At 67.7% G+C, this 17,817-nt stretch carries 21 protein-coding genes, 3 tRNA genes and 2 pseudogenes; 10 read left to right on the top strand and 16 right to left on the bottom strand.

Annotated features, from left to right (window positions below):
* The first annotated feature begins 1 nt into the window (after nucleotide 1).
* The 3 genes from ABCR94_RS20315 to ABCR94_RS20325 all read left to right on the top strand — a co-directional run bounded on the left by ABCR94_RS20315 (nucleotide 2) and on the right by ABCR94_RS20325 (nucleotide 315).
* Nucleotides 2–73 (top strand) — tRNA-Val (locus tag ABCR94_RS20315).
* Between the two features lie 36 nt (nucleotides 74–109).
* A tRNA-Val gene (locus tag ABCR94_RS20320) sits at nucleotides 110–181 on the top strand.
* A gap of 59 nt (nucleotides 182–240) precedes the next feature.
* A tRNA-Val gene (locus ABCR94_RS20325) sits at nucleotides 241–315 on the top strand.
* A 52-nt stretch (nucleotides 316–367) separates the two neighbouring features.
* Here ABCR94_RS20325 and ABCR94_RS20330 read toward each other — a convergent pair.
* From ABCR94_RS20330 to ABCR94_RS20345, 4 genes are all read right to left on the bottom strand, one after another.
* A complete protein-coding gene (locus tag ABCR94_RS20330) occupies nucleotides 368–679 on the bottom strand; it encodes a TFIIB-type zinc ribbon-containing protein (protein WP_347120966.1) in 312 nt (103 codons plus the stop codon).
* 68 nt (nucleotides 680–747) lie between these two features.
* A complete protein-coding gene (locus ABCR94_RS20335) occupies nucleotides 748–1,770 on the bottom strand; it encodes a phosphotransferase family protein (RefSeq protein WP_521977399.1) in 1,023 nt (340 codons plus the stop codon).
* Nucleotides 1,771–2,427: 657 nt separating this feature from the next.
* Nucleotides 2,428–2,634 (bottom strand): hypothetical protein, encoded by a 207-nt coding sequence (locus tag ABCR94_RS20340; protein WP_347120967.1) that lies wholly within the window; start codon nucleotides 2,632–2,634, stop codon nucleotides 2,428–2,430.
* A gap of 188 nt (nucleotides 2,635–2,822) precedes the next feature.
* A complete protein-coding gene (locus ABCR94_RS20345) occupies nucleotides 2,823–3,089 on the bottom strand; it encodes a DUF8836 family protein (RefSeq protein ID WP_347120968.1) in 267 nt (88 codons plus the stop codon).
* 230 nt (nucleotides 3,090–3,319) lie between these two features.
* Between ABCR94_RS20345 and ABCR94_RS20350 the strand changes: the two genes are divergently transcribed.
* On the top strand, nucleotides 3,320–4,618 hold the full coding sequence (locus tag ABCR94_RS20350; protein WP_347120969.1) for a serine/threonine-protein kinase: 1,299 nt from the start codon (nucleotides 3,320–3,322) through the stop codon (nucleotides 4,616–4,618).
* A gap of 7 nt (nucleotides 4,619–4,625) precedes the next feature.
* Here the strand turns inward: ABCR94_RS20350 and ABCR94_RS20355 are convergent.
* Nucleotides 4,626–5,042, bottom strand: a pseudogene (locus ABCR94_RS20355) (TrmH family RNA methyltransferase); the annotation flags it as partial.
* 40 nt (nucleotides 5,043–5,082) lie between these two features.
* Here ABCR94_RS20355 and ABCR94_RS20360 point away from each other — a divergent pair.
* Both ABCR94_RS20360 and ABCR94_RS20365 read left to right on the top strand, forming a co-directional pair.
* Nucleotides 5,083–6,549, top strand: coding sequence for a recombinase family protein (locus tag ABCR94_RS20360; protein ID WP_347120970.1), 1,467 nt, complete (start codon nucleotides 5,083–5,085; stop codon nucleotides 6,547–6,549).
* A 476-nt stretch (nucleotides 6,550–7,025) separates the two neighbouring features.
* Nucleotides 7,026–7,250: a hypothetical protein gene (locus tag ABCR94_RS20365; protein WP_347120972.1), complete on the top strand. Its 225-nt coding sequence runs from the start codon at nucleotides 7,026–7,028 to the stop codon at nucleotides 7,248–7,250.
* Here the strand turns inward: ABCR94_RS20365 and ABCR94_RS20370 are convergent.
* Nucleotides 7,245–8,273 carry an IS3 family transposase gene (locus tag ABCR94_RS20370; protein ID WP_347119138.1) on the bottom strand — a complete coding sequence of 343 codons (1,029 nt, stop codon included), beginning with the start codon at nucleotides 8,271–8,273 and terminating at the stop codon, nucleotides 7,245–7,247. The two genes, ABCR94_RS20365 and ABCR94_RS20370, sit on opposite strands and share 6 nt — an antisense overlap.
* Complete coding sequence (locus tag ABCR94_RS20375; protein WP_347118891.1) at nucleotides 8,270–8,653, bottom strand: hypothetical protein; 384 nt, start codon at nucleotides 8,651–8,653, stop codon at nucleotides 8,270–8,272. The genes ABCR94_RS20370 and ABCR94_RS20375 overlap by 4 nt, the downstream gene beginning before the upstream one ends.
* A 477-nt stretch (nucleotides 8,654–9,130) precedes the next feature.
* On the opposite strand from ABCR94_RS20375, the gene ABCR94_RS20380 reads away from it, so the two are divergent.
* Genes ABCR94_RS20380 through ABCR94_RS20390 form a run of 3 tightly spaced genes read left to right on the top strand, consistent with a single transcriptional unit; the run spans nucleotide 9,131 to nucleotide 10,387 of the window.
* On the top strand, nucleotides 9,131–9,628 hold the full coding sequence (locus ABCR94_RS20380) for a hypothetical protein (protein ID WP_347120974.1): 498 nt from the start codon (nucleotides 9,131–9,133) through the stop codon (nucleotides 9,626–9,628).
* On the top strand, nucleotides 9,625–9,993 hold the full coding sequence (locus ABCR94_RS20385; protein WP_347120976.1) for a hypothetical protein: 369 nt from the start codon (nucleotides 9,625–9,627) through the stop codon (nucleotides 9,991–9,993). Before ABCR94_RS20380 ends, ABCR94_RS20385 begins: the two co-directional genes overlap by 4 nt.
* A 1-nt stretch (nucleotide 9,994) precedes the next feature.
* Nucleotides 9,995–10,387, top strand: coding sequence for an RNA polymerase sigma factor sigma-70 region 4 domain-containing protein (locus tag ABCR94_RS20390; protein WP_347120977.1), 393 nt, complete (start codon nucleotides 9,995–9,997; stop codon nucleotides 10,385–10,387).
* A gap of 4 nt (nucleotides 10,388–10,391) precedes the next feature.
* Here the strand turns inward: ABCR94_RS20390 and ABCR94_RS20395 are convergent, their stop codons facing one another.
* Nucleotides 10,392–10,625 (bottom strand): hypothetical protein, encoded by a 234-nt coding sequence (locus tag ABCR94_RS20395; protein WP_347120979.1) that lies wholly within the window; start codon nucleotides 10,623–10,625, stop codon nucleotides 10,392–10,394.
* A 408-nt stretch (nucleotides 10,626–11,033) separates the two neighbouring features.
* Between ABCR94_RS20395 and ABCR94_RS20400 the strand changes: the two genes are divergently transcribed.
* Nucleotides 11,034–11,168, top strand: coding sequence for a hypothetical protein (locus tag ABCR94_RS20400; protein ID WP_347120980.1), 135 nt, complete (start codon nucleotides 11,034–11,036; stop codon nucleotides 11,166–11,168).
* Nucleotides 11,169–11,227: 59 nt separating this feature from the next.
* Here the strand turns inward: ABCR94_RS20400 and ABCR94_RS20405 are convergent, their stop codons facing one another.
* The 8 genes and pseudogenes from ABCR94_RS20405 to cobA form a co-directional block, all read right to left on the bottom strand.
* Nucleotides 11,228–12,016, bottom strand: coding sequence for a protein kinase domain-containing protein (locus ABCR94_RS20405; protein WP_521977490.1), 789 nt, complete (start codon nucleotides 12,014–12,016; stop codon nucleotides 11,228–11,230).
* A gap of 123 nt (nucleotides 12,017–12,139) precedes the next feature.
* Nucleotides 12,140–12,580: a glycine-rich domain-containing protein gene (locus ABCR94_RS20410; RefSeq protein ID WP_347120984.1), complete on the bottom strand. Its 441-nt coding sequence runs from the start codon at nucleotides 12,578–12,580 to the stop codon at nucleotides 12,140–12,142.
* Between the two features lie 266 nt (nucleotides 12,581–12,846).
* Nucleotides 12,847–13,089: a DUF7848 domain-containing protein gene (locus ABCR94_RS39150; protein ID WP_521977404.1), complete on the bottom strand. Its 243-nt coding sequence runs from the start codon at nucleotides 13,087–13,089 to the stop codon at nucleotides 12,847–12,849.
* Nucleotides 13,086–13,322 (bottom strand): hypothetical protein, encoded by a 237-nt coding sequence (locus tag ABCR94_RS20415; protein ID WP_347120985.1) that lies wholly within the window; start codon nucleotides 13,320–13,322, stop codon nucleotides 13,086–13,088. The genes ABCR94_RS39150 and ABCR94_RS20415 overlap by 4 nt, the downstream gene beginning before the upstream one ends.
* 94 nt (nucleotides 13,323–13,416) lie before the next feature.
* Nucleotides 13,417–14,658, bottom strand: a complete 1,242-nt coding sequence (relB, locus tag ABCR94_RS20420; protein WP_347120987.1) for a type II toxin-antitoxin system RelB family anti-toxin — start codon at nucleotides 14,656–14,658, stop codon at nucleotides 13,417–13,419.
* Nucleotides 14,659–14,772: 114 nt separating this feature from the next.
* Nucleotides 14,773–15,303: pseudogene (locus ABCR94_RS20425) on the bottom strand (DUF6584 family protein).
* Between the two features lie 182 nt (nucleotides 15,304–15,485).
* On the bottom strand, nucleotides 15,486–16,382 hold the full coding sequence (locus tag ABCR94_RS20430; RefSeq protein ID WP_347120988.1) for a TrmH family RNA methyltransferase: 897 nt from the start codon (nucleotides 16,380–16,382) through the stop codon (nucleotides 15,486–15,488).
* 64 nt (nucleotides 16,383–16,446) lie between these two features.
* Complete coding sequence (gene cobA / locus ABCR94_RS20435; RefSeq protein ID WP_347120990.1) at nucleotides 16,447–17,736, bottom strand: uroporphyrinogen-III C-methyltransferase; 1,290 nt, start codon at nucleotides 17,734–17,736, stop codon at nucleotides 16,447–16,449.
* Between the last annotated feature and the right edge of the window lie 81 nt (nucleotides 17,737–17,817).

The following is a 17,817-nucleotide window of genomic DNA, read 5'->3' on the forward strand; positions in this document are numbered from 1 at the left end:
AGGACGATTAGCTCAGCGGGAGAGCGCTTCCCTGACACGGAAGAGGTCACTGGTTCAATCCCAGTATCGTCCACTGGATCCCGGCCGCAGTTGACCGGGTTTCCGTCCCGCGCGATTAGCTCAGCGGGAGAGCGCTTCCCTGACACGGAAGAGGTCACTGGTTCAATCCCAGTATCGCGCACGCAGTTCGCACCGCCTGTGTCTGTAGTACGTGAAGTACCTGTACCTTAGGAACGTCCCGCGCGATTAGCTCAGCGGGAGAGCGCTTCCCTGACACGGAAGAGGTCACTGGTTCAATCCCAGTATCGCGCACCAGCAAGAAGCCCCCCGGCTGTCTCGACGGCCGGGGGGCTTCTTCATGTCCTGGTCAGGAGGAGAAGAGCATCCGGCCGAAGCCCTTCTGGCGGTGACCGTGCTGGCCGTGGTGGCCGTGCTGCGGGGCTCCCCAGGCGGGTGCATGGGCGGCTGGAGCCGGGTAGGCCTGCGGGGCTGGAGCCGGGTACGCCTGCGGGGCCTGCGGCGCGGGCGGCGCCTGCTGCGACCACTGCGACTCCAGGCGGGTCAGCGACTCAAGCTCGCCGTAGTCGAGAAATATCCCGCGGCAACCGCTGCACTGTTCGATCTGGACACCATTGCGGTTGTACGTCTGCATGGGTGCATGGCACTTGGGACACTGCATGGTCGGCTCAACTCCTCGCCGTCGGTTCGGCATCGCCGGAATGTATGCCCGGCGACGGTCCGCTCAGCCTACGACCTGGGCTCGAACTCAAACTCGGGCGGTAGGGCCGCGATTCGGCCACAGGCCTCGATCACCATTTCCTCCACCTCGTCCAGGGGACGATTCTCGGCGGCCGACTTGGCCAGGGCGAGAGCGGCCGTCTGGATCGTCAGGGCACGGGCGGGGACGTCGAGTTCGGGCCAGGGGTCGCCGTCCCGGCGTACGGCCGGGCCGCCCGCGGCGCGGTAGGCGCCGAGGAAGCGGTCCCAGACTTCGGATGCCAACAGGCCCGCGGCGTACCAGGCGGCGGGACGGGCCAGGTCCCAGGCGGGGTCGCCGATGCCCATGTCGTCCACGTCGATCAGTAACCAGGGGCCGTCGGGGGCCGGATGGCGGACGAGCTGACCGAGGTGAAGGTCGCCGTGGCAGAGGGCCGCGTCGTCCGCCGGGGCTTGGCAGCTTGCCGGGGCTTCACGGTATGCCGGGGCTTCGTCGCGGGCCCAGGCCGGGAGCCGGGCCCAGGCTCGGAGCACGGAGGCGGTGGCCGGGTGAGGGCCCGCCGCGCGCATCCGTGCGACGGCACGGGCGGCCTTCGCGGGACCGCGCATCGGGGGCAGCGGTCCGGGAAGCGCACCCGGGGGCACGGTGTGCAACCGGGCGAGGAGGGCCCCCGCCTCCTCCCAGGGCGCGGAGTCGGGGTCCTCGGGATCAACGGGCCGCCCGTACGGCCACAGGCTCAGGGGCCGCCCGTGCAGCACCGTGGTGAGCTCACCCCGCGCGGCCGGCACCGGCAGCGGGGGCAACAGGATGCCCGCGAGGAGCGGATCGGCGGCCACGGCGATGCGGGCCGAGAGGGCGGGGACGTCCGTGTCCCGAGCGTGCGACTTGGCGACGACATCCCCGTGGCGCACGACCGTGCCGTCTGGCCGGTCCGCCAGTACGTCGGGCCGCGCGCAGGCGCAGGACGGTGTGGCGCGCCGGGTGCGCGGCACGGGCACGGCCGCGACATCATGGGCGACGGCGGCCAACGCCTGCACGACGGATACGGTCACGGCGGCGGTCTCCCCCGGGGTGCGGATGCGATGCGGATGCGATGCGGATGCGATGCGGATGCGATGCGGATGCGGATATCCGGATACCGCCCGGGAGCCTACGCGCCATCGGGCGGCGCCTCCCCCGCGGCTGCGGACGACGCTGCAGGCGACAGAGCCCGGCTCGATGGCGCCTGCTGCGGGGCACCGCCTCGAAGGTGCGTCGCAGCAGGCATCCGACGTCGACCGCCCGGAAATTGGGTGGCGCCCGAGGGACGTCCCGGCGACGCTTGAGGCGTATGCATCGGCCGCGCACCAAGAACGTCCCCCCCGCGGCCGTCCCGCTGACCGGACGACGTATCCCGGGGGCTGTCCCCGGGTGTGCGTCAGCGCGAGGTCCTGCCCCGGGTCTCGACGGCTCACCGCAAGGGAGGTCTGCGTCGCGAGTCGCGGGGCGTGAGAGACGGAACCTTCGGTGTGGTCATGTGATACCGCGGGCACAGAGCGCTCCCGCCGAAGCGCCGCGTGATTTCTCGCGTCCCCGGCACAAAAAGGCGCTGCCCGGACAGCTCCCCAGCTGTCCGGGCAAACGCAGCCGCCCGCCGCACCCCCGTCCCCACGGGGTTGAATGGCCGGATACTCCGGCCCGGTCCGCTCTACCGGGCCAATGGACGCCGCTCAGCGTCCGAGCATCACACCCACGGACGACGCTTGTGTAACCACTGCTTCCCAGCCGCCGAAGACGACTACGAGAAGCACGGCCAGGGGAAGCACCATGGCTGTCGCCACCAACGGGTGGCGCGTACCGGACGCGCGGCCGCCGAACGAGGCGAATGCCTTGCGTCCCTGCGTGCGGATCATTGCCCGCGATGCCGTGTCCGCCATGGTCCCTCTCCTGTCGTATTTGGCAGCGGCGGGCTTCTGACCTCGGGGGACGAGTACTCCACCCGCCGCTTGACCTCAACATTAGGGGCGGGGCGGCGGCCGGGCGTCATGCCCGCGTACTGATTACCGGGCCTCCAGGAGGATGAGCCACAGCCCTGCGACGTACTCCCCTGGGTGGAGAGGGGGCCCTATGTCTTGGGGTCTTCCCGGAGGGGACGCTCCTGCCGCTCCGAGGCGTCCTCCCTGGGGACCGGCTGCTCGACCAGGGCGAGCACCCTGGTCGCCATGAACCGCGCGGTGCGCACCACCGAGCCGCTGCGGGTGACTTCGCTCACTTCGACCACCCCTCTGCGGACCGCCGTTTCCACCCGGCGGCCTGCCCTGGAGGCCACTACTTCGTATGTCCTGGTCGTGTCTCCCGCGTCCACGACTATCTCCACCCGATCACCCTTCATTGATCCAATCCCCCTTCTGCGACGGACCATTGAGATCTCACATGCGCCGAGGAGCGCGGATCCTGCGCCCTCTGACCACTCTTCAAGTTTCCCACCCGGCACTGACAATCGGTCGATTCACGAGGGCGCGGCCTATGAGCACACCGGCCCGCAGGTACGTAAGCTGTGCCAGGTCGAACGGACCGGTCAGCAGCGGGTGGGGGAGGCCCCACCGGAGGTAGGGGACGGACATGGCGATGATGCGGCTCCGGCGCGAGGACCCGCGTGTCGTCGGCTCGTTCAGGCTTCACCGGCGGCTGGGCGCGGGAGGCATGGGCGTCGTATATCTCGGCTCCGACCGGCGCGGTCAGCGGGTCGCCCTGAAAGTGATCCGGCCGGACCTGGCGGAGGATCAGGAATTCAGGTCGCGCTTCGCCCGCGAGGTGTCCGCCGCGCGGCGTATCCGCGGCGGCTGCACGGCGCGATTGGTGGCGGCCGATCTGGAGGCCGACCGACCCTGGTTCGCGACGCAGTACGTGCCCGGTCCCTCGCTGCACGACAAGGTCGCCGAAGAGGGCCCGCTGCCCGCTTCCGAGGTGGCCTCGATCGGTGCGGCGCTCTCGGAGGGGCTGGTGGCCGTGCACGAGGCCGGCGTCGTCCACCGGGACCTCAAGCCGTCGAACATCCTGCTGTCGCCCAAGGGCCCGCGGATCATCGACTTCGGCATCGCCTGGGCGACCGGTGCGAGCACCCTCACGCACGTCGGTACGGCGGTGGGCTCCCCCGGTTTCCTCGCGCCCGAGCAGGTCAGGGGCGCGGCGGTCACACCGGCCACGGACGTCTTCGCGCTGGGCGCCACCCTCGCATACGCCGCGACCGCCGATTCGCCCTTCGGGCAGGGCAGTTCCGAGGTCATGCTCTACCGGGTCGTGCACGAGGAGCCGCAGCTGTTGGGGGTGCCCGACGCCTTGGCGCCCCTGGTGCAGGCCTGCCTCGCCAAGGACCCGGAGGAGCGTCCCAGCACCCTGCAGCTCTCGATGCGGCTCAAGGAGATCGCCGCGCGGGAGGCCCAGGGGGTCGGTGAGGGCCGCCCGCCCGCCCAGCGGGTCGACCAGGAGAGGCCGACCGGGCGGCTCGCCGAGCGGTATGCCGAGCAGGACACCCAGCAGGGGCGTACGACGGGTCCGCACGCGACCCGCGCGCAGGTCCCGCGCTCCTCGTCGGCGCGCACCGGCTCACGCCCTCCACTCGCCCGCAACACGACGCGCTCCGGTGCGCGCACGGCAGGCCGTCCGGGGACCCGGCCCGGCACCCGGACCGGATCCGGCGGGCGGCGTCCGGCGAATCCGCGACTGCTGCGGCAGCGCATCGTGGTGTTCGTCGTGGTGACGCTGCTGGTGGCGCTGGGGATCGCGGCCGCCCAGGGGTGTCAAGGGCCGCCGCAGGGGCTCGGCGTGCAGCAGCAGGATCCCGGGGTCGAAGGAGCGCAGAGCCCGGATTCCCGGCAGATGCAGGATTCCCGGCAGGTCCCGGAGTCCCCGCGGGGCTGAGCGGTCGTCAGGACTGTGGGCGTCCCGATGCCACCGCGTAGAACGCGACCGCCGCCGCCGCGCCCACATTTAGTGAGTCCACGCCGTGCGCCATCGGAATACGTACCCATTCGTCGGCCGCGACCAGTGCCCGGGTGGACAGTCCGTCGCCCTCCGCGCCGAGCATCAGCGCCACCCGGTCGAGGCGGTGCGGCGCGGCTTCGTCGATCGATGAGGCCTTTACGTCCGGAGTGAGGGCGAGCAGCTTGAAGCCCGCCTCCCGTACCGCTTCCAGGTCCTTGGGCCAGGCCTCTAGTCGCGCGTAAGGCACCGAGAAGACCGCGCCCATGGAGACCTTGACCGAGCGGCGGTAGAGCGGGTCGGCGCAGTCCGGGGAGAGCAGTACCGCGTCCATGCCCAGGGCGGCCGCGCTGCGGAAGATCGCGTGACCATCTTCACTTTGGGTCTACAATCCGACGAACTGATTGGAGGGCACCGTGGGAGTGCCTGGGACCTTCCGAGCGAAGCGCGCGGTCATCTATGCGCGAGTCTCCCTCGACATTACTGGCGAGGGGCGATCCGTCGATCGTCAGCTCGAAGCCTGCCGACAGCTCTGCGAGCTGCGCGGCTGGACAGTAGTAGAGGAGCGGGTAGACAACTCGATCTCCGCCTCGACCGGCAAGGAACGGCCAGCCTGGAAGTCGGTGCTGGCGATGGTCGAGGCACGCGAGATAGACCTGATCGTCGCATGGCACATCGACCGCATGACGCGCTCGATGCTCGATCTGGAGGAATTGATCCTCCTTGCCGAGGATGCCGGGGTTGGTGTCGCGACCGCGTCGGGTGACCTCGACCTGACCACCGACGTCGGTCGCATGGTGGCACGCATCCTCGCCGCCGTTGCCCGCGCGGAAGTGGAGCGGAAGGGGGCTCGGCAGAAGCTGGCTAATGCCGCGCGCGCTGCGGAGGGAGACGTTCACTCTGGTGGCGTTCGGCCCTTCGGATACAAGAACGACCGCATCACCATCATCCCCAACGAGGCTGACGCCATCCGCAAGGCGGCGGTCGACGTGCTCGCGGGCAAGCCGCTCGCCCAAGTTGCGCGCGACTGGAGCAAAGCCGGACTCGTCTCCTCTCGTGCCGAGATTGGGTGGGAGAAGGGGAAGCGGATGCCGAAGGCCGGCTGGTCTGCGCGGGGCGTGAAGAACGTCCTCGTGAATCCCCGGTACGCAGGCATCCGCGTCTATAACGGCGACGAGGTAGGCACCGGAGTCTGGGACAAGATCCTTGAGCTTGAGGACTACCTTGCGCTGGTTCAGTTGCTCGTCGACCCGGAACGCAAGAAGGGAGAGAACGCTGGGCGCAACGGGCGCAAGCCTCAATCCCTAGTGACTGGCATCGGTCAGTGCCAGAAGTGCGAGGAGACGGTGCGGGCAGCCTCCAACCGGGGCGAGCTGACCTACTCGGACCGCATGTCTCACGTACACACCAATCGGGAGTACGTCGACACCCGTGTGCACGGCGAGATGATCGACCGGCTCTCCCGGCCCGACGCCTTGGCCTTGCTGGCTCCCTCGGGCAACGACGATGCCGACGAGGCGAAGGCGGAAGTCGAGCAGGCGCAGGCAAAGCTTGATCGGCTCGCCAAGCTCCTAGCCGCTGACCTGATGACCGAGGAGCAGTTCATCACGTCGACTTCCGCGACACGAGAGAAGCTGAAGAAGGCGGAGGCGGTTCTAACCACGGCCGGGGCGGGTGCACTGACCGTTGGGTTGGATCTTGGGACGCCGAAGATCAAGAAACAATGGATGGGCTTGCCCCTGGAGCGTCAGCGGAAACTCGTCGAGGCCCTGCTAAAGGTGACTCTGGTTCCGCGAGGTCGAAAGCGTCGAGACCCTATGCCGCTTGAGGATCAGGTGATCGTCGAGGATCGCAAGGCTGAGGTCGAATAGCACCGACACGCTACCTCCGCGCCTGCCGCTCCCCCGATCGAGGCTGGCAGGGGCAGTGGGACCTAGAACGGATTGGTGCGGCTGGCGCCACGACCGGCCGGGCGCCCGGCCGACCGACCGGGCGCTGACCAGCGAAAACGGGCCCGAAGTGACATGCGTCACGACCGCCCTACAAAGGGGTGAACGCCCTGACCTGCGACGTTTCAGAGACTCCGCAGGTCAGGGCGTTCATGACCGCAAACATAGGCGCTTTGACATGGGCAGTCGCCGATGCGACTGTTTTGGAAGTCGCCCCGCGAGCCAGGCCCATAACTCCTCTTAAAGGAGAGCTGGGCCTTTTTGCTGTTCCGAGGCGATCGACTCCCAAGAAGAGGCGTAAGGGCCTTCGCGTTCGCGGCGGGCCCAGATAGGGAAGCCTGCCCGCCGGATCTTGGCGGTCGCAGACGGACAGGCTCCCTTGAGCCCGGAGGCCCGTTATGACCGTACACATCTCCAGCGTCGGTGCCGCGATCCTTGTCGTAGGCATCGTCCTGGGCTACTTCGTCTTCAAACACACCAGGAGCACCGCTGGCTCCGCAAGCAAGGGCGACATTGTGGGCGCGATCATCTGCGCCACGGCCGTGATCTCGGTCCTGTTCATTGCGTTCGGTGGCGGCGCCCCGGAAGATTTCAAGTCCAGTGAGACGGTCGGGACGCTATGAGGTTTGTGGTGCGGGTTCGCGGCGCTTGGCCGGGTCGTTGATCCAGGCTTTCTCGGGTATTCGGGGTGGTCGGGGGCGGCGGGCGAAGCGTTCGGGGTGGCGGGCGTATGCCTGGGCGAGAGTGACGGCTCGTTGGTCGCGGACCTCCTCGGCGGTCCCGAAGTGGACGGAGGCCGGGGTGTGCCAGCCGATGCCGGAGTGGCGGTGTTCGTGGTTGTAGTACGCGATGAACGTGTCGAACCACTCGCGGGCATGGGCCAGGGAATCGAAGCGGTCGGGGTAGTCCGACATGTACTTCGTGGTCTTGAACTGGGCCTCGCTGTAGGGGTTGTCGTTGGAGACCTTGGGCCGCGAGTGCGACCGGGTCACTCCGAGGTCGATCAGCATCTGGGAGACCTTCTTGCTGGTCATCGAGGTCCCGCGGTCCGCGTGCACGGTCTCGGGCACGATGCCGTTGCGGGTGATGGTCTCGCGGATCAACTCCTCGGCCCGCTCGGCCGATTCGGCCTTCTCGACAGTGTGGCCGACGATATAGCGGGAGTAGATGTCGATGATCACGTAGGCGTGGTACCAGATGCCCTTCTCGGGTCCGGCGGCCTTGGTGATGTCCCAGGTGAACACCTGCGAGGGGGCGGTGGCGAGGAGTTCGGGCACCGCCTTGGCAGGGTGGGTGGCCTGTCGGCGGCGCTCGCCGCTCTGGCCCTTTTCGCGCAGGATCCGGTACATCGTGGAGACGGAGCAGCGGTAGCGCCCGGCATCCAGCTCACGGGCCCAGATCTGGGCGGGCGGGAGTTCGGCGTACTCCTCGCGGTTCATCAGCTCCAGTACCGCAGATCGCTCCGGCGCGCTCAGGGCCGAGGGCTGGACCTGCGGCTTCCTCGGTTTCCGCTCGGCTGCGGGCCGCAGCCTGCGGTAGTGGGTGGCCCGCGAGCGTCCGGTCAGCCGGCACGCGGTGGTGATACCCAGTGCGGGCTCGACACCGGCGAAGGCGTCGTCGAGGACCGGGGCGGCGTTCTGGGTCAGTCCGCGCTCTCGGAGATCATTTCCAAGAGCGCGGAAGCTTTTCCCATGACCTCCAACGCGGCCTTGTTGCGGGCCAGTTCCTTCTCCAGCCGTTCCACTTGGCGGCGCAGTTTCTCGTTCTCCACCTCGGCGGGCGACCTCTTCGGCCTCGCCGGGCCGGTGCGCCTGTCGGCCAGCTTCTCCAGGGCCCCGGCATCCCGGGCGGCCCGCCACTCCTTGATGTGCGAGTGGTACAGCCGCTCGCGGCGCAGGACCGAGCCCTTCTCGTTCTTGGCCGCGGCGTCGTACTCGGCCACGATCCGCAGCTTGTACTCGGGACTGAAACTGCGGCGCTTCGGCTTCGCTGCCGGATCCGATCCGGACGGCTTCGTGCTGGTCATAAGGGTGGAACTCCTGTCGATGCCCTCTCAGGCTAACCCGACAAAGCGGGATGTCTCACCCAAGGCTGGCAGAGAGGGCCCAAGCACCGGAGACAATCTCGGATCCCGCCTCGGGCAGCTCGTCTGCTCCTGCCGAGCCAGACGGTCTGCAACGACCCTGAACACGGCGCATTCGGCACACACTCATGCCCCCACCTCCACGTTCGGAGGTGGGGGCATGCGTTATGCGGCGAGCGCATGTCGCTTGCGGGTGGGCGTGAGTAGCGTGCGTATCAAATGGGCTTGCTCTGCGGTAAGGGGTGGAGGTGGTGTTGTCTGCCTTCGGCACCTCGCGATCTCAATCGCCTCGTCGATACTAAGACTCACGGCGCGGCCACCCCGAAGGTAGCGGCCACGATGCCAAGCAGGTAGCCGACGACCAGGAGAGCGACGGCGTAGATGATGGCGGTTTTTGAGTCAGGCCGCACAGGCGGCCACTTGGTCGAGCTGCTCTACGCGATACACGGTGAGGCGGTACGCATCAACGGCAAGGGCGTGACCCGTTACGACGACAGCCACGACACCGAGTCCCTGGTCGCCGTGAAGGACGCGGCCGAGCTCAACCCGGACCGCTTCAGCCATGTCGAGTTCTACGTGCCGGACACAGACGAGCTGACGGTCGTCGTCGAGTGCTCGGGCACGGTCGTAGCCCACGCCCACGGCCACCAGTGGAGGCCCGGCAAGCACTTCGAGTGGTGGAAGGGCCAGGCATTCAACCGCGAGTCCGCCATGCACCAGGCGGACGTTCTGCTCGCCGGACACCTGCACCACGAGCACGTCGACAGCGACGGGCCGCGCACGTTCATCCAACCGCCGGCCATGGAGAGCGAATCGACGTGGTGGCGCCACGCCAAGGGGACTACCGGAGCCCCTGGGCTGATCGTCGCAGTGACCAAGGACGGGCGCGTGCCCGTGAAGGAGGTAGTGGGCAAGTGAGCATCAACCTGATCGAGGTGGACTTCACCACCGAGGACGACATCGAAGCGGCTCTTGCCGACTGGTCCTTCACCGGCGGCCCCGAGGCCATGAAGGCCATCGAGCGCGCCGCCCGACACATGGCTTTCAAGTACGAGAGCTCGCAGACGATCGAGCACGATGACGCCTACCAGGAGGGCCTCATCCTCACCGCGACGCATCCGCGACTCCGCGAGTGCTTCAGCGATCCGAACATCGGCCTGGGCGTGCTGCACCACAGGCTTATTCAGCTCCTCACCACGCGGGTGCGGACCGAAGCCAAGCACCGGTCAGGTACGAGGTCGTGGGAAGCCAACCAGGCCGGCCTCGAAGCGATGGGGTGCTGACTTGAACGGCGGCTACAACAGGGCGCTGGTCGAGCATGTCCTCCCTGCGGTCTGGGATGCCGAGGCGGCGTACGGAATCAAGAGCGAGCAGGTCCCCGACGCAGACATGCCGCGAGGTCACAAGGACCCGAAGAAGGGCAGCCCGCTCTTTGTTCATCTCGCCGACGTACGGCACGGCTGGAAGACAGCAGGGCTCACGGTCATCGAGCGGCAGTCGCTACTCCTCCGCTACGGCCTGGACTGGTCCTACGACGAGATCGGCGCCGTACGAGATGTGCGGAAGCAGTCTGCCCAACAGGCGACCGAGCGGGCAGTGGGCAAGTTGGCGGCCCACCTGAACGGCGAGCAGTACATCGACGGATACGACGCCGAGGTCGAGTTGGCCGACACATGAGCGCCTACGGTTGGGGCGCCCCCTGCTGCGGCTCCCTCCGGTCGTCCGCGAAGTCGAAGAGGTTGATAATCGCGACTCCAATGCCGCAAACCACGAGGAAGGCAGCACCGCCAGCCGAAACGCTCGCCAGCACGGACGCACCCAGGGCGGCGGTCACAACCCCCGAGGCCAAGCCGAGCAAGAGCGAAAACGTGATGCAGAAGGCGACTGCGTAGACCTTCTTCTGAGTGGCACTCACCGGACTTATCTCCCGAATAAATCGAGGGGCCGGGGAGGACATGACAGTCTCGACCGGCCACCTATGACAGGTGGACAGACTCACGCGAAGGCCATCCCGGCAAGGACGGTGCCTCCGGAGGAGTCACAAGGTCGAGATCTGTCGCCAGCCGTCGACAAAACTCGGTGCACTGATCGCAGTTTCAGTCAGTTTGAGCGTGGCAGAGGAAGCGATTTCGAGCGACCGGCTGGTACTACCGCTCGAATTCACGCGCGCGTTGGTCGCCCGCTACTTCTCTACTAGAAGGCGCCCAGCATACCGGACGTGGCGGGCCACGCCCAAGTAACCATCTCGTTCGGGGAGTTAGGCACGGCAACGGGGCGTGGGCACCTAGTCGATACGATGATCTTTCCGAGGGGAGGGGTTTTCGTGGGGATCATTCGCAAGAGCATGTCCGTCACCACGCTGGGTGTCGTGGACTTCCGTTCTGACAAGGAGCGCACGGCCGCCTACGCCAAGGCGACGAAGAAGCAGGCAAAGCTCGCCAAGAAGATGCACGGCTGACGCAGCAAGACGAGAGCCCCCTGGCCTGATGGCCAGGGGGCTCTTTCCTCGTTCCGGGGTCAGCTCAGGGCTTTCCCGACCTCGTAGATCGTGGGCCGGTTCTCCGGACTGTAGTTGAGCATTTCTCGAACCAGCGTGGCAAACCTTCCCGGCATGGACACGGCTCTGCGCCGACCGTCCACGATCGCTCGCCGTTGCACGGGGCGGGGGGCGTTGTCGGGGTAGTCCACCACGCGCCGCCCGGTGGCGGAGATGAACAGGGAAGCGCCGAGGGCGTAGATGTCGGCGGCCTCTGTCGGCTCCGCCTCCCCGGTGGCGAGCACGCTGCGGGAGATCTCCGGCGCCTCGTAGTGGACGAGGCATCCGCGGAACGGGAAGTCGACCGCCTTAGGTACGCGTCCGCCGCGCGCCAGCGCGAGGTCGATGAGGTGCATTCGCTCAGGCCCAACGATGAAGTGGGCTGGCTGGACGTCCCCGTGAGCCCACCCTTTGAAGTGGAGCTCAGCCAGGGCCTGGACGCATCCCAGGGCCGCACTTACCTGCGGCTCGAACGACGCCCCCGGAACGCGGCACGGCTCCCACAACCGGTATAGGTCCGGCCCCTCGTGCCAGGGCTGAATGTTCCACGTTCCGTGCTCCCACTCGCCGTACGCGATGTCATCGACGCCGAGTTGAAAGAGAACGTTTCCCTCACGCACGGGCGCCAGAGCCGTCCAGGGCTGGGCGGGCCACTCGGGTGTCGCTTCGATCGGGTATCCGAGCTTCACGGCGTACTGGCCGCTACGGGTATCCACCTGCCAAACCGTGGAACCACGGCGATTGAGTACGAGGCGTTGACTCGTTGGCATCAACCCGTCGAGCACCACGATTGGCAGTTCGTGGGGTGAATCTGACAAGGTTCCTGCTCCTTCTATGCGGACGCGGCCGACCCAGGGTGCAGGCCGGCCGCGTCCTATCGAGAGAGTGTCCGCTTAGTACGGGCGCCCGTCGTCCGAATCGCACTGAGCTGCGTTGGTGCCGTCGACTTCCCAAAGGTCGCCGAAGACCTGGAAGCCAGCGGCCTTCAGCGCGTGAGCGCTGGCCGTGACGCGCTCCAGAGGGCGCCCGCCCGCGACCGGCGCCGAGGCCGGGGTGTGGTGCAAGAATCGGCCAGCCACCTCGTAACAGAAGGCATGGTGCCCCCTGGTGTGAAGGATGAAGGCGTGAAGGCCCTTGTCTACGTCATCACTGGGCATCATCGGCTCATCCACGATGTCAGTGATGGCCACGAAGGCGATGGCCTGGTCCGCGATCCGCTCGGCACGCTCCAGGGGCTCGCCGTCGTGCAGCATCACGAAGTTCGCGATGCTGCCGAACAGGGTTTCGTCGACCAGCCCTCGGCCGGTCTTGAGGTCGTTCGCTACTGCGGTCATGCGCGTTCCTCTCACATAGGAGTGGTGCACTGCGCTTTGCTTCCCCACCCCGACCGCCGAGCAGGGCTCAAGGGCGGCCGGGGTGGGCGTGGAAGGGTCCGCCCCGCACGGCCGTGGGGAGCCGTGTGGCTTCCGTGTGGGACGGACCCGGCTTGGGGGTCAGCGGTCTGGCTGTCCGACGATCGCCAACGTGATGACGAGACCTATCGAGGCGCCAATCGCAATGATCAAGAAGGGGCCGGCCAGTCGGTACAGCGCTCGCCTGATCACGAGGCCATCCAGGACCGCCAGGGGCGAGTGATCAGCTCGCGATACGTGCAGTGGGAGGGGTTCCGTCCCGAGTGGCTCAGAGCCCACGCCTGCGGCTCGTCCCACCCTTCCGAACGCTTGGACTCCTCGGAACACACGACGCACTGCATGGCGTACGTCAGTGGCTCTGCATCCGGTTCCTCGTCCGGGGCAAGGTGCCACTGCACAATCCTGACGATGCCTCGTGGCGGTTTCGTCACGACTTGTGCTTGGAGTGATAGTTGACCACCGCGACGCGGACGCTCAGAGCCTCTATCGAGCTGAGCTCCACAAGGTCGTCCGGGTCGGCATCCCAGTGCTCGTCACTGTTTAAGGCATGTAAGCGGACCGGCCCCTCAGGCACACGCTGGACGACGCCGACTCGGCCGGTATCCGTATCCCTCATTACCGAGCCGATCTCGAAGCGGGGCTCGGCTTGCTGGTTGCTCGCCATGACGACGAAGTTACGAGGGGTAACGAGCTTCGACCAGACAGACAGCGATGCACTTCCAACGACGGATCGTCAGAAGTGCATCGTGGCAGTGTAGTTAGGCGAATACGCCCAGGTGGGCGCCCACTTCGCGCATCTCTGTCGTGAGGGTCCGGCGTCTCTTTGTGATCTCTTCAAAAGTGATCGCCGCAGACGACTGGTGACGGAACCACTCAGGAGCAATCTCGTCGAGGCGTGCAAGTTCTTCCATGGCGGCCGTGGGGTCGCCCGTGCGGACCTGAGCGCGCGCCAGATCCAAGTGATAGCGGTTCCCGTCGTTGGTACTCGGCCCGCCGAGCCGCTTCCAGGTCTTGCCCTGAAGGTTCTCTTCTTCGGTGGACTTGCGGACCACCGTCCGCGCGTCCCCGGCGACCATCAAGTCCTCCAGCTCCTTCATGGAGGCCGTGACGGGACCGAACATGGACCAGTGGCGAAGGAGATTTTTGTGCGTCACGCCCACCGCCTTCGCGGCGGTGCCTGCGGCCTTCCGGAGCGCCTTGGCTTCCCTCGGTCGATTGTTTCGGGCCGCCGCGGCGGCTGCTTCCATCGCCAGACCGCCCCACGTTGCGTACTGATCCTCCGTGGCGCCCTTGATCTTCGGCTCGACCAAGTCCATGGTCGCAACTGCGATGTCCTCGGCCTCGTCGAAGCGCTCGGTCCGCATGAGCATCCAACACATCCCGCCGACCCCGGAGGCCGCGACGAGCTGATCCCCGGCGGCCCTAGCGTCCGCAATGGCCTCCCTGACAGCCCCATGGGCGAGGTCGTACCGCCTGATCTGTGTCAGGTACCGCCCGGCCAGTTGTAGCGCCTGCGAGCGGGCCACCAGAGCCTCCGCGCGCTCCTCGCCCGAGTCGTAGTACGCCACGGCATCGCTCGCGGCGCGGATCAGGGCTGGAAGGTCTGCGGCGATGCTCTTGTAACTGTCCTCGAAGTAGAGCACGGAGTTGTCGCGAGTCATCCGCCGCAGGCGACGAAGGTCCGGCTCCTGACCAAGCGGTGCGGTTACCGGAGCGAGGCTGATCGCTGGCGTGAGCGCGATGCGTAGTTCGCGCAGGTTCAGGCTGTTCGGATCATCGTGCTTTATCGGCTCGGGAGTTCCGGCGGCCATCAGGTCCGAAGTCTTGACCCCCACGGCCCGAGCGATGGCGTGGAGCGTCTCCATGCGAACCCCGTCGCGGCCCTGCTCGATCCTGCGAACCGGCCCTACTGAGAGGCCGGCACGGTGAGCGAGTTGCTCCTGGCTGAGTCCCTTAGCGCGCCGGTATCGCCTTACGTTGTCTGCGAGTTCGTCCGACATGCGTCACCACCCTTCCCAGTCAGGGTATTCCTTCTCTCGACACGGCGAGGCCCCCGCACTTGGCGGGGGCCTTCTGGCTAAGGCTTGTCCTCTCCACCGCCCTTGGTGACCTGGTCAGTCGAAGAGGGCAACGACTCCATTCACCCAGATCGCGAGGAACGCGAGGGCCCCCACCAGGCAGCCGCCGCCCGCCAGCACACCGCCGACCGTCCACGGCTCAGCAGGCGCCTCCCTGTACTTCTCCTCCAGGCCGTCCCGGTAGGAGGCGGGGTCGTCCCAGTCGACGGGGTGCCCCAGCTCCTCGACGCAGGCGGTCCGCACTGCGACCAGCTGTATCTCCGCGAAGGGGGTAGCAGCCATCGCCTCGGGGCCGCGCCAGGCGAGGGCCTTCATCCGCCACCCGGGAGACCCGTACCGCGCCTCGAAGGCCGCGATCTCGTCGGCGTTGCGGTCCTCTTCGAGGTACATCCAGCGTCCGGCCTCTGCGGCATCGTCGTAGAGCCGGTACACCTCGGCCAGACGCCGACGGAGCGTCAGGTCGTACGGGAAGGATCAGACGAGACCGCGCAAACGCTGGCGCGCGACGGGAACCCGGCCGTCGGCCAGATCTGCGTCGACTCGGGCAAGGGTCTCTCTCAGGGGCATGAGCACATGATCGGGTATCGCACTGATCCACGTCGAACTGGTTGTTTGCTCAGCACTTGCTCGCTCTCAACGGAACCTCACTGAGACGGGACACCCTCACTTACGGAACAGCCCTTAGCCAGGCTGATTGGGGAGCAACCCATGGACCGGAGCACACACGAACACCCCCCGATCTTCCGGGGTCAGGCAGACTGCGGCCGTGTCGCATAGAAGGCCACCGCAGAAGCCGCCGCGACGTTCAGCGAGTCGACTCCGGCCTCCATCGGGATGCGGACATGCTCGTCGGCCGCCATGAGTGCTTCCTGCGTGAGGCCGTCTCCTTCGGTGCCAAAGATCAGGGCCAACTTGTCGTAGTTCCGCGCGGCGAGCTCGTCGAGGGTGATCGCCTTCTCGCTCAGGCAGAGCGCGGCTGTTGTGTACTCGGCCTGCCGCAAAAGCTCGGCGCCCTTCGGCCAAGACTCCAGTCGCGTCCACGGGACCTGGAAGACCGCGCCCATGGAGACCTTCACCGCGCGCCGGTAGAAGGGGTCAGCGCAGCGCGGGGTGAGGAGCACGGCATCGATGCCGAGAGCTGCTGCATTACGGAAGGCGGCACCCAAGTTGGCGTGGTCGACGATGTCTTCGAACACGGCGACCCGCTGACCTGTATGCTTTCGCAGACCCAAAGGGACAATGGTGCCGATGTTCGTGTGGTCGTTGACCGCTTCCAGCACTACGATCCGCCGGGCGCCGCGGAGCAGCTCGTCGGCTTCCGGGAGCGGCTTGCGCTGCATGGACGCGAGGGCGCCGCGGTGCACGTGGTAGCCGGTGACACGTTCGGCCAGGTCGGGGCTGACGGCGTACACCGGGGCCGGGACCTCGTCGATGACGTCACGCATGACGTCCACCCACTTCGCCGAGAGCAGCATCGAGCGCATCGTGTAGCCGGCTTGGCGGGCCCGTCTGATCACCTTCTCGCCCTCGGCGATGAAAAGGCCCTCGGCGGGCTCGCGCTTGCGCCGGAGTTCGACGTCGGTCAGGCCCGTGTAGTCGCTCAGGCGCGGGTCGTCGGGGTCTTCGATGGAGATGAGATCAGCCACAGGGAGATACTGCCTTGTCGTGGGTGCGGTGCCAACGGTCGGGACGGAGATGTGTTACCAGGGGTTACTGGGCGTCCCGCGCATCGTTGACCGCTCTCTCGTGCCGAGTCCCCACCGTGACTACATCGCCGATGACGATGACAGCGGGTGGGCGTACTTCCTGCGTTTTGGCCGTCTCGGCGACCGTCGCCAGCGTCGCGTCCACGCGACGCTGGGTGGCCATCGTGCCCTCCTGGATGATGGCCACCGGGGTCTCCGGCGAGCGGCCGTACGCCGTGAGAGCTGCGGCGATCGCGCCGATCCGCTCGACGGCCATCAGCAGGACCAGCGTGCCGCGGAGCCCCGCGACCGCCTTCCAGTCGACGAGCGAACGCGGGTCCTCGGGGGCGACATGGCCGCTGATCACCGTGAACTCGTGCGCGACGCCCCGGTGGGTGACGGGGATTCCGGCCGCGCCCGGGACGCTGATGGAGCTGGAGATGCCGGGGACCACGGTGCACGGGATGCCGGCTTCGGCCAGCGCCTGCGCCTCTTCCATGCCGCGGCCGAACACGAAGGGGTCGCCGCCCTTGAGACGTACGACGGCCTTGCCCGCCCTGGCGTGCTCGATGAGGGCGTTGTTGATGGCCTCCTGGGCCATGAACCGGCCGTACGGGATCTTCGCGGCGTCGATCACCTCGACGTGCGGCGGGAGTTCGTCGAGGAGGTCGCGCGGGCCGAGCCGGTCGGCGATGACGACGTCCGCCTCGGCGAGCAGGCGCCGGCCGCGGACCGTGATCAGGTCCGGGTCGCCGGGGCCACCGCCCACCAGGGCCACGCCCGGGGTGCGGTCGCGGTGGTGCGGGGCGACCAGGGTGCCGTCGCGCAGGCCCTCGACGATCGCGTCGCGTACGGCTGCTGAGCGGCGGGGGTCGCGGCCGGTGAGGACCGCTACGGTCACGCCCTCGCTGCGGCCGGTGGCCGGGGTCCAGGCGGTGGCCGCCTCGGCGTCGTCGCTGCGTACGCACCAGGTCTTGGTGCGCTCGGCTTCGGCGGACGCGGCGTTGTTCGCGTCGGTGTCGGTGGACGCGATCAGGGCGTACCAGGCCTCGGCCAGGTCTCCGTCGGCGTACGGGCGGCGCTCCCAGCGGATCTCGCCCGCCTCCGCCATCGCCTCGACGGACGGGGTGGCGGAGGGCGACACGAGCACGATGTCGGCGCCGGCCGCGATGAGCGCCGGGAGGCGGCGCTGGGCGACCTGGCCACCGCCGACCACTACGACCCGCCGTCCGGCCAGGCGGAGGCCTACGGGGTAGGCGGGGTGCGGGTCGCCTGCGGCGGCATTCGGGGCGCCTGCGGCGGCGTGCGCGGTCATGACGTGCGGCTCCTCGGGAGGGGCAGAGTGTGGGGCGGGGCCGCCACGGCGGTGGAGCGGCGCTGGTGGGGCGGTGTCCAG

This window comes from Streptomyces changchenzhani, assembly GCF_039766235.1.
GTDB lineage: Bacteria > Actinomycetota > Actinomycetes > Streptomycetales > Streptomycetaceae > Streptomyces.

What these genes read in the sequence shown, in the direction of transcription:
- ABCR94_RS20330 (WP_347120966.1), bottom strand. Translation starts at nt 679, where the DNA reads ATGCAGTGTCCCAAGTGCCATGCACCCATGCAGACGTACAACCGCAAT.
- ABCR94_RS20340 (WP_347120967.1), bottom strand. Translation starts at nt 2,634, where the DNA reads ATGGCGGACACGGCATCGCGGGCAATGATCCGCACGCAGGGACGCAAG.
- ABCR94_RS20345 (WP_347120968.1), bottom strand. Translation starts at nt 3,089, where the DNA reads ATGAAGGGTGATCGGGTGGAGATAGTCGTGGACGCGGGAGACACGACC.
- ABCR94_RS20350 (WP_347120969.1), top strand. Translation starts at nt 3,320, where the DNA reads ATGGCGATGATGCGGCTCCGGCGCGAGGACCCGCGTGTCGTCGGCTCG.
- ABCR94_RS20365 (WP_347120972.1), top strand. Translation starts at nt 7,026, where the DNA reads ATGACCGTACACATCTCCAGCGTCGGTGCCGCGATCCTTGTCGTAGGC.
- ABCR94_RS20375 (WP_347118891.1), bottom strand. Translation starts at nt 8,653, where the DNA reads ATGACCAGCACGAAGCCGTCCGGATCGGATCCGGCAGCGAAGCCGAAG.
- ABCR94_RS20405 (WP_521977490.1), bottom strand. Translation starts at nt 12,016, where the DNA reads ATGCCAACGAGTCAACGCCTCGTACTCAATCGCCGTGGTTCCACGGTT.
- ABCR94_RS20410 (WP_347120984.1), bottom strand. Translation starts at nt 12,580, where the DNA reads ATGACCGCAGTAGCGAACGACCTCAAGACCGGCCGAGGGCTGGTCGAC.
- ABCR94_RS20415 (WP_347120985.1), bottom strand. Translation starts at nt 13,322, where the DNA reads ATGGCGAGCAACCAGCAAGCCGAGCCCCGCTTCGAGATCGGCTCGGTA.
- relB (WP_347120987.1), bottom strand. Translation starts at nt 14,658, where the DNA reads ATGTCGGACGAACTCGCAGACAACGTAAGGCGATACCGGCGCGCTAAG.
- cobA (WP_347120990.1), bottom strand. Translation starts at nt 17,736, where the DNA reads ATGACCGCGCACGCCGCCGCAGGCGCCCCGAATGCCGCCGCAGGCGAC.